Source organism: Micromonospora sp. WMMD998 (genome assembly GCF_029581235.1).
In the GTDB taxonomy this organism is placed as follows: domain Bacteria; phylum Actinomycetota; class Actinomycetes; order Mycobacteriales; family Micromonosporaceae; genus Micromonospora.
The window spans coordinates 6,174,693-6,187,768 of sequence record NZ_CP120740.1 but is presented as its reverse complement, the minus strand read 5'-3'; the positions used below and the strand labels follow the sequence as shown (position 1 = coordinate 6,187,768).

General features: G+C 73.6%; 8 protein-coding genes. All 8 read left to right on the top strand.

What is annotated here, in order from left to right; all coding sequences use genetic code 11:
* The first annotated feature begins 50 nt into the window (after positions 1-50).
* Entirely contained in the window at positions 51-1,451 is a 1,401-nt protein-coding gene (gene lysA / locus O7619_RS28100) for a diaminopimelate decarboxylase (protein ID WP_282284448.1), read from the top strand.
* Positions 1,448-2,752 carry a homoserine dehydrogenase gene (locus O7619_RS28095; protein ID WP_282284447.1) on the top strand — a complete coding sequence of 435 codons (1,305 nt, stop codon included), beginning with the start codon at positions 1,448-1,450 and terminating at the stop codon, positions 2,750-2,752. The genes lysA and O7619_RS28095 overlap by 4 nt, the downstream gene beginning before the upstream one ends.
* 113 nt (positions 2,753-2,865) lie before the next feature.
* On the top strand, positions 2,866-3,915 hold the full coding sequence (gene thrC / locus O7619_RS28090; RefSeq protein WP_282284446.1) for a threonine synthase: 1,050 nt from the start codon (positions 2,866-2,868) through the stop codon (positions 3,913-3,915).
* A 97-nt stretch (positions 3,916-4,012) separates the two neighbouring features.
* Positions 4,013-7,264 (top strand): efflux RND transporter permease subunit, encoded by a 3,252-nt coding sequence (locus O7619_RS28085; protein WP_282284445.1) that lies wholly within the window; start codon positions 4,013-4,015, stop codon positions 7,262-7,264.
* Positions 7,265-7,401: 137 nt separating this feature from the next.
* Positions 7,402-8,223 carry a polysaccharide deacetylase family protein gene (locus O7619_RS28080; RefSeq protein WP_282284443.1) on the top strand — a complete coding sequence of 274 codons (822 nt, stop codon included), beginning with the start codon at positions 7,402-7,404 and terminating at the stop codon, positions 8,221-8,223.
* 9 nt (positions 8,224-8,232) lie between these two features.
* Positions 8,233-9,465 carry an MFS transporter gene (locus O7619_RS28075; RefSeq protein WP_282284442.1) on the top strand — a complete coding sequence of 411 codons (1,233 nt, stop codon included), beginning with the start codon at positions 8,233-8,235 and terminating at the stop codon, positions 9,463-9,465.
* Between the two features lie 65 nt (positions 9,466-9,530).
* Positions 9,531-10,433 (top strand): homoserine kinase, encoded by a 903-nt coding sequence (gene thrB / locus O7619_RS28070; RefSeq protein WP_282284441.1) that lies wholly within the window; start codon positions 9,531-9,533, stop codon positions 10,431-10,433.
* A 338-nt stretch (positions 10,434-10,771) separates the two neighbouring features.
* Complete coding sequence (rho, locus tag O7619_RS28065) at positions 10,772-12,901, top strand: transcription termination factor Rho (RefSeq protein ID WP_282284440.1); 2,130 nt, start codon at positions 10,772-10,774, stop codon at positions 12,899-12,901.
* Positions 12,902-13,076: the final 175 nt, after the last annotated feature.

Below are 13,076 nucleotides of genomic sequence, written 5' to 3'. Positions count from 1 at the left end.
GCGCGAGGAGTGAGCTTGCGAGCCCCGCAGTCGCGAAGCGGAGATCGGTAGTGCGGGCGCACGAGGCCGGTGCCCTGCACGGGGACATCGGCAACCGAGGGCCGGGATGGCTGCGTACCCCGACCGACGTCAACGCCCTGGTGCCGGCGCTGTGGCCGCGTCACGTGGCGCGCGGCCCGGCCGGCGCGCTCACCGTCGCCGGCCTGGACGTCCGCGACCTGGCCGCCGAGTTCGGCACCGCGGCGTACGTGCTGGACGAGGACGACCTGCGCGAACGCTGCCGGGAGTTCCGGGCCGCCTTCCCGGACGCGGACGTCTACTACGCCGGCAAGGCGTTCCTCTGCCGCGCCGTGGTGCGGATGATCGCCGAGGAGGGGATGTTCCTCGACGTCTGCACCGGCGGTGAGCTGGCCACCGCGCTCTCCGCCGGGATGGATCCGGCGCGGATCGGCTTCCACGGCAACAACAAGTCGGTGGCGGAGCTGACCCGGGCGGTGGACGCCGGGGTCGGGCGGATCATCGTCGACTCGTCCACCGAGATCGACCGGCTGACCGCGCTGGCCCGGGAGCGCGGCGTGCGCCCCCGGGTGCTGCTGCGGGTCACCGTCGGCGTGGAGGCGCACACCCACGAGTTCATCGCCACCGCGCACGAGGACCAGAAGTTCGGCTTCTCGCTGGCCGGTGGCGACGCCGCGGCGGCGGCCTTCCGGATCCTCGACGAGGACGTGCTGGAGCTGCGCGGGCTGCACTCGCACATCGGCTCGCAGATCTTCGACGCCAGCGGCTTCGAGGTCTCCGCCCGCCGGGTGCTCGCCCTCCAGGCGCAGATCCGCGACGCCCGCGGCGTGGAGCTGCCCGAGCTGGACCTGGGCGGTGGCTTCGGCATCGCGTACACCACGCAGGACGACCCGGCCTCCCCGCACGACCTGGCCAAGCGGCTCCGCAAGATCGTCGACGGGGAGTGCGCGGCGGAGAACCTGGCCGTGCCGCACCTCTCGGTCGAGCCGGGGCGGGCCGTTGTCGGCCCGGCCGTGTTCACGCTCTACGAGGTCGGGACCGTCAAGTGCGTGGCGCTCGGCGACGCGGCCGGCGGTCGCGCCTACGTCAGCGTCGACGGCGGGATGAGCGACAACATCCGCACCGCGCTCTACGACGCCTCCTACTCGGCGACGGTGGCCAACCGCGCGTCGGCGGCGACGCCCATGCTCGCCCGGGTGGTGGGAAAGCATTGTGAGTCCGGGGACATCGTGGTGAAGGATGAATTCCTGCCCGCCGACGTGCAGCCCGGAGATCTTGTCGCGGTGCCCGGCACCGGGGCCTACTGCCGGAGCATGGCCAGCAACTACAACCATGTGCCGCGCCCTCCGGTCATCGCCGTCCGGGACGGACAAGCCCGGGTGATCGTTCGCCGGGAGACGGAAGACGACCTGCTCGCATTGGATGTCGAATGACCTCACCTGTTCGCCTGGCACTTCTCGGCTGCGGCACGGTCGGCAGCGACGTGGTTCGCCTGCTGCACGAGCAGTCGGCCGACCTCGCCGCCCGGATCGGCGCCCCGCTGGAGATCGCCGGCATCGCCGTACGCCGGCTCGGCCGGGACCGTGGCGACCTGCCGGTCGAGGAGAGCCTGTTCACCACCGACCCGCTGGGGCTGATCAAGCGGGACGACGTGGACGTGGTGGTGGAGGTGGTCGGCGGCATCGAGCCGGCCCGCGGCTGGCTGGTCGAGGCGCTGCGCGCGGGCAAGAGCGTGGTCACCGCCAACAAGGCGCTGCTCGCCGAGGACGGCGCCACGCTGCACGACGCCGCCGCCGAGGGCGGCGCCGACCTCTACTACGAGGCGAGCGTCGCCGGGGCCATCCCGCTGCTGCGCCCGCTGCGCGAGTCGCTGCACGGCGACCGGATCACCCGGGTCACCGGCATCGTGAACGGCACCACCAACTTCATCCTCTCCGCCATGGACGCCACCGGCGCCGGCTTCGCCGAGGCGCTCGAGGAGGCCACCGAGCTGGGGTACGCGGAGGCCGACCCGACGGCCGACGTGGAGGGCTTCGACGCCGCCGCCAAGGCCGCCATCCTCGCCTCGCTGGCGTTCCACACCCGGGTCACCGCCGCCGACGTGCACCGCGAGGGCATCACCGAGGTGACCGCGGCGGACGTGGCGAGCGCCAAGGCGATGGGCTGCACGATCAAGCTGCTGTGCATCGCCGCCCGGGGCGTCGACGCCGCCGGCCGGGAGACGGTGAACGTGCGGGTGCACCCCGCGATGATCCCGCTGACCCATCCGCTGGCCCGGGTGGGCGACGCGTTCAACGCGGTCTTCGTCGAGGCCGACGCCGCCGGGCAGCTCATGTTCTACGGCCGGGGCGCGGGCGGCGCGCCCACCGCCAGCGCGGTCCTCGGCGACGTGGTGGCGGTCGCCCGCAACCGCCTCGCCGGGGTGCGCCAGGCAAGCGAGTCGGCGTACGCGGACCTGTCGGTGCGGCCGATGGGGGAGGCGCTCACCCGCTACCACATCAGCCTCGACGTGGCCGACCGGCCGGGCGTGCTGGCGGCGGTGGCGGGCGTGTTCGCCCGGCACGAGGTCTCCATCGCCACCGTGCGGCAGGGACCGGCCGGCGGCGACGCCGAGCTGGTCATCGTCACCCACGTCGCGCCGGACGCCGCGCTCGCCACCACCGTGCGGGAGCTGCGCGGGCTGGACACCGTCCGCTCGGTCACGAGCGTGCTGCGGGTCGAGGGCGGCGCGTAACCACGGCGTCCCGCCTGATGGTTAGGGCAGGGTGTACCGGTGGCCGGTCGGGAAGGCTGGTCCACGCTGTTGGCAGACCCCGCGACCGGGGCGACGGAGGCGAGGAGCGCGACATGTGGCGAGGGCTGATCGAGGCGTACCGGGACCGGCTGCCGGTCACCGACGCCACTCCCGTCGTCACCCTGCACGAGGGGAACACGCCGCTGCTGCCGGCGCCGGTGCTCTCCGCCCGGGTCGGCGCGGACGTGTGGCTCAAGGTCGAGGGGGCGAACCCGACCGGCTCGTTCAAGGACCGGGGCATGACCGTCGCCGTCTCCAAGGCGGTCGAGGGCGGCGACAAGGCGATCATCTGCGCCTCCACCGGCAACACCAGCGCCTCGGCCGCCGCGTACGCCGCCCGCGCCGGGATCACCTGCGCGGTGCTGGTGCCGCAGGGCAAGATCGCGCTGGGCAAGCTGGCCCAGGCGCTCGTGCACGGCGCGAAGCTGCTCCAGGTGCAGGGCAACTTCGACGACTGCCTGGCGCTGGCCGGCAAGCTCGCCCAGGACTACCCGGTCGCGCTCGTCAACTCCGTGAACATCTACCGGCTGCACGGGCAGAAGACGGCCGCCTTCGAGGTCGTCGAGGCGCTCGGCGACGCGCCCGACATCCACTGCCTGCCGGTCGGCAACGCGGGCAACATCTCCGCCTACTGGATGGGCTACTCGGAGGACCTGCGCGACGGCAACGCCACGAAGACCCCCCGGATGTACGGCTTCCAGGCGGCCGGCGCGGCCCCGATCGTCACCGGCCAGATGGTGCCCGAGCCGTCGACCATCGCCACCGCCATCCGGATCGGCAACCCGGCGAGCTGGACCAAGGCTCTCGACGCGCGGGACGCCTCGGACGGGCTGATCTCGGCGGTCACCGACCGGGAGATCCTGTCCGCCTACCGGCTGCTGGCCCGCGAGGTCGGTGTCTTCGTCGAGCTGGGCAGCGCGGCAAGCGTGGCCGGCCTGCTCCAGCAGGCCGCCGCCGGCCGGGTGCCCGCCGGATCCCGGGTGGTGTGCACGGTCACCGGGCACGGCCTGAAGGACCCGGAGTGGGCCATCTCGACGGCTCCGGCGCCGCTGACCATCGCCAACGACGCCCTCGCCGCCGCCCGCTCGCTCGACCTGGCCTGAGCCCCCGGCGGGGCCACCCGGCGTGCCGGGGGCGCGATCGCGTGCGGCAGACTCTGGGCACACCCGTTGGACCCCTCTTCAGGAGTGAGTAACGCCCATGTCGCTGCTCGCCAGATTCAGTCTTGCCAACCGGGGCCTGATCGCCCTGATCGCGTTGGTGACCGCGGCGTTCGGGGCGTTCGCCGTGCCGTCGCTGAAGCAGCAGCTCCTGCCGTCGCTGGAGTTTCCCGCCGCGTTCATCGTGGCGCCGTACCCGGGTGCGGCACCGGAGATCGTCGAGTCCCAGGTCGCCGAGCCGATCGAGAACAGCCTCCAGGGCATCCCGGGGCTGGAGAAGGTCACCTCCACCTCCCGCGAGGGCGCGGCCACGGTCCAGGTGCAGTACGAGTTCGGCACCGACCTGGGTGACGTGGTCAACAAGATGGAGACCGCGCTCAACCGGGCCCAGCTCCCCGAGGGCGTCGACCCGCAGGTGATCGCCGGCAGCACGGACGACCTGCCCGCCGTGGTGGTCGCCGCGACCGGCGACGGCGACGAGCGGGCGCTGGCGGAGAAGCTGCGCACGACCGTCGTACCGGAGCTGGAAGGTCTGGACGGGGTCCGCTCGGTGGACGTCACCGGCGCCCGGGACCAGGTGGTCACGATCACGCCCGACCCGGCGAAGCTGGCCGCCGCCCAGGTGGCGCCGCCCGCGATCGCGGCGGCGCTGAAGACCAACGGGGTGGCGGTGCCGGCCGGCGCGCTCGCCGACGGCGACCGTTCGCTGCCGGTGCAGGTCGGCACGCCGATCCGCACCCTGGACGACCTGCGCGGCATCGTGCTCACCACCGCGCCGGCGACCCCGGTACGCCTCGGCGACGTGGCCCGGGTGGAGCAGCAGCTCGCCCCGGCGACGTCGTTCACCCGCACCAACGGCAGGCCGAGCCTCGGTATCGCGGTCACCGCGAGCCCGGACGGCAACGCGGTGGGCATCTCGCACGACATCCGCGACCGGCTGGACGAGCTGAAGGCGGCCTCCGGCGCGGAGCTGACCGTGGTCTTCGACCAGGCCCCGTTCGTCGAGCGGTCCATCGAGAGCCTCACCACCGAGGGTCTGCTCGGCCTGCTGATGGCCGTGGTGGTGATCCTGGTCTTCCTGCTCTCGGTCCGGTCCACCGTGGTCACCGCCGTCTCCATCCCGCTGTCGGTGCTCGTCGCGCTGATCGTGCTCTGGGCCGGCGACTACTCGCTGAACCTGCTCACGTTGGGCGCGTTGACCATCGCGGTCGGTCGGGTGGTCGACGACTCCATCGTGGTGCTGGAGAACATCAAGCGGCACCTGGAATACGGCGAGCCGAAGCGGGAGGCGATCCTCACCGCGGTCCGTGAGGTGGCCGGCGCGGTGACCGCGTCCACGCTCACCACGGTCGCCGTGTTCGCGCCGATCGCCCTGGTCGGCGGGTTCGTCGGGCAGCTCTTCGCGCCGTTCGCGATCACCGTCACGGTGGCCCTGCTCGCCTCGCTGCTGGTGTCGCTGACGGTGATCCCGGTGCTTGCCTACTGGTTCCTGCGGCCGGGTCGCGGCGCGGGCGACGAGGCCGCCCACCGGGCCGCCGAGGAGAAGGAGCTGCGCAGCCCGCTCCAGCGGGCGTACCTGCCGGTGATCGGCTTCGCCACCCGCTCCCGCAGGAGCCGGTGGGCCACCGTGGCGCTCGGCCTGCTGGTGCTGCTGGGCACGTTCGGCCTGGCCCAGAAGCTGGAGACCAACTTCCTGGACGACTCCGGCCAGGACACCCTCGCGATCCAGCAGGAGATGCCGGCCGGCACCGGGCTCGCCGGCACCGACCGGGCCGCCGCCCGGGTCGAGGAGGTGCTGCGGCGTACGCCGGGGGTGGAGACCTACCAGGTCAGCGCCGGTGGTGGGGACAACCCGTGGGCCGGTGGCGGCAGCGACCAGGCGTCCTGGTCGCTGGCGCTCTCCGACGACACCGACGCCGCGGCCGTGCGTCAGGTGCTGCGCAAGGAGTTCGACGGGCTCGGCCCGGACGTCGGCGAGCTGACCTTCGGCGGCGGGCAGGACGCCTCCGCCAACCAGGTCGAGGTGGTGGTGCAGGCCGCCGACCAGGAGACGCTGGCCCGGGCGGCGGAGCAGGTGCGGGCCGCGATGGCCGGCACCGCCGGCGTCGAGGACGTCACCAGCAGCCTGGCCACCCGGGTGCCCCGGGTCGAGGTGACCGTGGACCGGGTCGCCGCGGCCCGCGCGGGTCTCACCGAGGCGGCCGTGGGGCAGCTCGTCGCGCAGACCTACCGCGGGTCGCCGCTCGGCCAGGTGACGCTCGACGGCACGGCGCAGAACGTGGTGCTCAGCACCGGGGCCCGGCCGCCGGTGAGCGTGGACGAGCTGCGGGCGCTGCGGGTGGGCGCGGTGCCGCTGGACGCGATCGCCGACGTCAACCAGGTCGACGGACCGCAGCAGGTGACCCGGATCGACGGTGAGCGCAGCGTCTCGGTGACCGGCACGGCCACCGGCTCGAACCTCGGGGCCACCACGCAGGAGTTGCAGAAGAAGCTGGACGCGCTCGACGTGCCGGGCGCCACGTACGTCATCGGCGGGGTGAGCGCCGACCAGGCGGACGCGTTCGCGGACCTCGGCCTGGCGGTGCTGGCCGCCATCGCGATCGTCTTCCTGATCATGGTGGCGACGTTCCGCAGTCTGACCCAGGCGTTGATCCTGTTGATCTCGGTGCCGTTCGCGGCGACCGGGGCGATCGCGCTGCTGCTGGCCACCGGGACGCCGCTGGGCGTGCCGGCGCTGATCGGCGTGCTCATGCTCGTCGGCATCGTGGTGACGAACGCGATCGTGCTGCTCGACCTGATCAACCAGTACCGGGCGCGGGGCATGGGCGTCACCGAGGCCGTGGTCGAGGGTGGTCGACGCCGGCTGCGGCCGATCCTGATGACCGCGGTCGCGACCATCTTCGCGTTGCTGCCGATGGCGTTCGGGCTGACCGGCGAGGGCGGCTTCATCTCGAAGCCGCTTGCCGTCGTGGTGATCGGCGGCCTGCTCAGCTCCACGCTGCTGACGCTGGTGCTGGTGCCGACGCTCTACACCATGGTGGAGCGCACGAAGGGGTCGCTGCGGGACCGCCGGGACCGCCGTCGCGGCGGCACTCCCGACCCGGTCGAGCCGGCCGAGACCCCGGCCGAGGCTCCGGCTCCGGAGCCGGTGACCGTCGGTGGCGGGGACGGCCGGGTCGAGCCGCCCGCGCCGCCGGCCCGCCCGTCCGGGGCCCTGATCGACGGTACGGACCAGTTCGAGGTGCTCCGCCTGCCCAGGAGTCGCCAGTCCCCCCTCCCCCCGACCGAGTGAAAGGAGGGGCCCCCGCTTAACGCTTTCCGCATAGGCGGGGGCCCCTCTTAACCACCTCCCCCCGCACGGGGCCACGCCGAGCCGCACCCGGACGGTACGCTCGGTGAGCTGGTGCCTACTCGGGGTGCGGGGGCGCGATGGTGGACGGCGCGGGCCGATGGGGACGGCGGACGCTGCTGCGCCGGTCCGCGTTGCTGCTCGGCGGCGCCGCGGTGGGCTCGGCCGCCACCCTGGAAGGCACCCGGGTGGCCGACCGTCGTCTTCCGTTGGCCGGCGGCCCGGCCAGCGCCACCCTCGGCAGTCGTCGCCAGAACGTCGGTGGTGGCGGGGTGCAGGTGGTCTGGGGCACCCGGACCAGCACGCCACTGGTGGCGCTGACGTTCGACGACGGCCCCCGGCCACAGTGGACGCCGATGGTGTTGGACACCTTGGCCGAGCACCGGGTGCCGGCCACCTTCTTCCTGGTCGGTGAGCGGGCCCGCCGGCACGCCGCGCTGGTGCGGGGCCGGATGGGCGGGCACGAGGTGGGCAACCACAGTTGGGCGCACCACGACCTCGCCCGGATGGACGCCGCGGCCGTGCACGACGACCTGAGTCGCAGCCACGACGCGATCACCGCGGCCACCGGGGCGGCGCCCCGGCTGCTCCGCCCGCCCTGGGGGCACCTGGGCGGGGCGGTGCTGTACACGGCGGCCCAACTGGACTACCGGGTGGTGCTCTGGACGCTGCAGATGGTCGAGGGCGAGTTCCCGCACGACCCGGCCGGCCACGCCCGGCGGATCGTCGGCGACGTCCGGCCCGGCACCATCCTGCTCGGCCACGACGTCGGCGACGAGCGGCGGTTGATCGCGCTCCGCGGCCTGCCCGACATGATCGCCGGGCTGCGCGCCCAGGGCTACACCTTCGTCACGGTCTCCGACCTGCTGCGCCGCGCGCCGGCCCCAGGGGTGGCCCGGTAGGGTGCCGGCGTGTCACCCACCCTCTCGGTCCTCGTCCGCAACCGCGACTTCCGGCACCTGTTCCTCGCCGAGCTGGTGGTCTTCGGCGCCGACTGGTTCGTCATGGTGCCGCTTCTGGTGCTCCTGCCGGCCCTGACCGGCAGCGGGATCTGGGGAGCGCTGGTGCTGGCCGTGGACACCGGCACCACCGCGCTGCTGCTCCCGTACGCCGGCACCGTGGCCGACCGGTTCGACCGCCGTCGGGTCATGATGGCGGCCAACGTGGCCGCGCTCGCCGGCATCCTGCTGCTGCTCGGCGTCCGGAGCGCCGGCACGGCGTGGCTGGCGCTGGTGTCGATCGCGATCGTGGCGGTGGCGAAGGCGTTCTACTCGCCCGCCGCCCAGGCCGCCCTGCCCAATGTGGTCGATCCGGTGGACCTGGCGGCGGCCAACGCGGTCGCCGGTTCGGCCTGGGGCACGATGACCGTGGTCGGCGCCTCGCTCGGCGGCATCCTGAGCGCCGCGGCCGGCCCGTACGCCAGCTTCTGGGTGGCGGCCGTGGGCCTGGTCGGGGCGGCGGTGCTGGCCGCGCTGATCCGCCGTCCCCTCCAGGCGCCCCGGGACCCGGCGGCGACGGCCCCGCGCGCCGCGGCGGCGATCCGGGAGGCGCTCGGCCACATCGCCCACCGGCCGCGGGTGCTCGCGCTGGTGACGGTGAAGTCGGCGGTGGGCCTGGGCAACGGCGTGCTGACCGTGTTCCCGCTGCTCGCCGCCGTGTACGGGGTCGGCCCGGCCGGCGCCGGCCTGCTGTTCGCCGCCCGGGGAGCCGGGGCGCTCGTCGGCCCGATCCTGATGCGCCGGGTGCTCAGCAACCGGGCCTGGCTGCTCACCGGCCTGGCGCTGTCCATGTCCCTGTACGGCCTGGCCTACCTCGGCGCCTCGGTGGTGTCCTGGTTCCCGCTGGTGCTGGTCCTGGTGTTCCTGGCCCACCTGGGCGGCGGCAGCAACTGGGTGCTGTCCAACTACGCGCTCCAGGGCGAGGTGCCGGACCGGCTGCGCGGGCGGGTCTTCGCCACCGACATGATGCTGGCGACGCTCGCCATCGCGGTCAGTCAACTGGTGGTGGCGCTCGTGGTGGACCGGGTGGACGAGCGGACCGTGCTGGCCGGCTGCGGCCTCGTCACGGTGGTCTACGCGATCGGGTGGCGGTTCGCCACCCGACGCCTCTCGCTCACCGACCCGGCGCTGGACCGGGCCGGCTGACCGACCGGTCCCACGCTGCGGGCGCTCCGGCGGGTGATGTCGGGGTCAGGCCCTAGCATGAGCCGGTGCCGACGACTTTCGCCCCCGGCCCGGTCCGGGTCCGCGTGCCCGCGACCAGCGCCAATCTCGGCCCCGGCTTCGACGCGCTCGGGCTGGCCCTCGGCCGTTACGACGACGTGACGGCCGAGGTCACCGGCGACGGCGTACGGGTGGTGGTCACCGGCGAGGGCGCCGGCGAGCTGCCGGCGGACGACCGGCACCTGGTCGTGACCGCCATGCGGGCCACGTTCGACGTGCTCGGCGCGCAGCCCGCCGGCCTGGCGTTGGAGTGCGTCAACCGGATCCCGCAGGCCCGTGGTCTCGGTTCGTCCTCGGCGGCGATCGTGGCCGGGGTGCTGGCGGCCCGCGCGCTCGTGGCCGACGGCGGGCGGCGGCTGGACGACGGTGCCGTGCTGCGGCTGGCGGCGGAGTTGGAGGGGCATCCGGACAATGTGGCGCCGTGCCTGCTCGGCGGGTTCACGATCGCCTGGACGGAGCCGACCGGGGCCCGCGCGGTGTCGTTGCCGGTGGCGCCGGCCGTCCGCCCCACCGTCTTCGTGCCGGCGGAGCGGGGGCTGACCTCGGTGGCCCGGGCCGCCCTGCCGGCCACCGTGCCGCACGCCGACGCGGCGTCCAACGCGGGCCGGGCCGCGCTGCTGGTGCACGCGCTGACCACCGACCCGGCGCTGTTGCTGCCGGCCACCGTCGACCGCCTGCACCAGGACCAGCGGGCGCCGGGCATGCCCGACACCGCCCGACTGGTTGCTGAGCTGCGTGGGGCCGGTGTGGCCGCGGTGGTCAGTGGGGCCGGTCCGACCGTGTTGGCGCTCTCCGACGTGCCGGCCGGGTTCGAGGCGGGAACAGATTGGCGCCGTTGGGAGTTGCCCACAGATGTCAGCGGAGCCCGGGTTTTCCGGGGTAGACTTTGACACGCCGAGCGGGACCCTGTTGCCGCAGGTCGGAAGAGTTGATTACGCTCTAGACCGAGCACAGCCGCGAAGCATGCGATCTTCCTGCGGTTCGGCGCACCCCCGAAGCTCTCGGCGGTCAGCCCGTCACCCCTGCCCAAGGCCCACGCCGCACCGCAGTTTCCACAGGTCGCCGCAGATGGCGAGACCTGCTCACCGATGGTGGTGAGTCGGGAAACCGACCGGCTGCTGTGTTACAGACTCCCGCGCGCGTCCATGCGAGGCGGGTGCACCGAGGCCGCCCGGCCACCTGGTTCCACGACTCCGGGCAGCCCCGGCCTATCGAGGGAAGGAATCCATTGAGCGACACCACCGACGTGACGTCGGATGTTTCCAACGTCGCTGGCGATGCCACCACCGCCGCTCCCACGCGCCGTCGGCGTAGCGGCACCGGCCTGTCGGCGATGCTGCTGCCGGAGCTCCAGAGCCTGGCCGCGTCGCTCGGCATCTCCGGTACGGCTCGCATGCGCAAGGGCGAGCTGATCAGTGCGATCACCGAGCGGCAGGGCGGCGCCGCCGCCGGAACCCCTCGACCACGGGCCGAGGTCGCGGCCGCGACCGCTCCCGCCCGCGAGGAGGTGCACGCCGAGGTCCACCAGGAGCGGGCCGAGGGCGAGCGTCGTGCCGCCGAGCAGGCGCCGGCCGCCGAGGCGACCGAGGGCCGTACCCGGGGCCGCCGGAGCCGGTCCGCCGCCGTGACCGCCGAGGCGCGGCCGGCCGAGACGCGGCCGGCCGAGACGCGGGCCGAGGCGGCTCCCGTCGAGACCGGTGACCGGGTCGAGCGCGACCGGGCTGAGCGCGGCGGCGACCGTGCCGAAGGCGGTGGCGACCGGGCCGAGCGCGGCGGCGACCGGGCCGAGCGCGGCGAGCGCAACGACGGCCGGGGTCGCGAGCGTGCCGAGCGCGGTGGCGACCGCAACGACCGGGGCGACCGTGCCGATCGGGGCGACCGCAACGACCGGGGCGACCGTGCCGAGCGGGGCGAGCGCAACGACCGGAGCGAGCGGGGTGACCGCAACGACCGCGGTGACCGTGCCGAGCGGGGCGAGCGCAACGACCGGGGCGAGCGCGCCGACCGCAACGACCGGAATGACCGCAACGATCGGAATGACCGCAACGACCGCGGGGACCGCAACGACCGGGGTCAGCGCGCCGAGCGTGACAACCGTGACGATGACGACGACGAGGGCGGCGGCCGGCGGGGCCGGCGCAGCCGGTTCCGGGACCGTCGGCGTGGCCGGGGCGAGCGGGGCGACGGCGACGGCGGCGGCGGGCGCGAGCCGCAGGTGAGTGAGGACGACGTGCTCGTCCCGGTCGCCGGCATCATCGACGTGCTCGACAACTACGCCTTCGTCCGGACCACCGGCTATCTGGCCGGCCCGAACGACGTGTACGTCTCGATGTCCCAGATCAAGAAGTACGGCCTGCGCCGCGGTGACGCCATCACCGGCGCGGTGCGGGCGGCCCGGGACGGCGAGCAGCGGCGCGACAAGTACAACCCGCTGGTCCGGCTGGACACCATCAACGGCATGGAGCCGGACGAGGCGAAGCGCCGGCCGGAGTTCTACAAGCTCACCCCGCTCTATCCGCAGGAGCGGCTGCGCCTGGAGACCGAGCCGCACATCCTGACCACCCGGGTCATCGACCTGGTGATGCCGATCGGCAAGGGGCAGCGGGCGCTCATCCAGTCGCCACCCAAGGCGGGTAAGACGATGGTGTTGCAGGCGATCGCGAACGCGATCACCCGCAACAACCCGGAGTGCCACCTGATGGTGGTGCTGGTGGACGAGCGGCCCGAAGAGGTCACCGACATGCAGCGGTCGATCAAGGGCGAGGTCATCGCGGCCACGTTCGACCGTCCGCCGCAGGACCACACCACGGTGGCCGAGCTGGCCATCGAGCGGGCGAAGCGGCTGGTCGAGCTGGGGCACGACGTGGTCGTCCTGCTCGACTCGGTGACCCGGCTCGGGCGGTCGTACAACCTGGCGGCACCGGCCAGCGGCCGGATCATGTCGGGTGGTATCGACTCCACCGCGCTCTACCCGCCGAAGCGCTTCCTCGGCGCGGCCCGCAACATCGAGAACGGCGGCTCGCTGACCATCATCGCCACGGCGCTCGTGGAGACCGGTTCGATGGCGGACACGGTCATCTTCGAGGAGTTCAAGGGCACCGGCAACGCGGAGCTGAAGTTGGACCGGAAGATCGCGGACAAGCGCGTCTTCCCGGCGATCGACATCAACCCCACCGGTACCCGCAAGGAGGAGGTCCTCCTGGCGCCGGAGGAGCTGGTGATCATCCACAAGCTCCGCAAGGTGCTGCACTCGCTGGACTCGCAGGCGGCGCTCGACCTCCTGCTGGACCGGCTCAAGCAGTCGCGTACCAACATCGAGTTCCTGATGCAGATCGCGAAGTCCACCCCGGGCGAGTGAGCTGACAGGTCCGACAACGAGGGGCACGGCCGCCGGCTGTGCCCCTCGTCACGTACCGGCCGCCGGGCCTCAACCCGGCAGGCGGGTGGGGGAGTGGCCGGGGGCGGGGTGGGAATGCGGGAGTACGGGCGGGCGTTGTGGCGGGCGGACCTGCTGTGCCGGACGGCCGACGCCC

Coding starts and splice junctions, on each gene's coding strand:
- O7619_RS28095 (WP_282284447.1), top strand. CDS start 1,448: ATGACCTCACCTGTTCGCCTGGCACTTCTCGGCTGCGGCACGGTCGGC.
- thrC (WP_282284446.1), top strand. CDS start 2,866: ATGTGGCGAGGGCTGATCGAGGCGTACCGGGACCGGCTGCCGGTCACC.
- O7619_RS28080 (WP_282284443.1), top strand. CDS start 7,402: ATGGTGGACGGCGCGGGCCGATGGGGACGGCGGACGCTGCTGCGCCGG.
- O7619_RS28085 (WP_282284445.1), top strand. CDS start 4,013: ATGTCGCTGCTCGCCAGATTCAGTCTTGCCAACCGGGGCCTGATCGCC.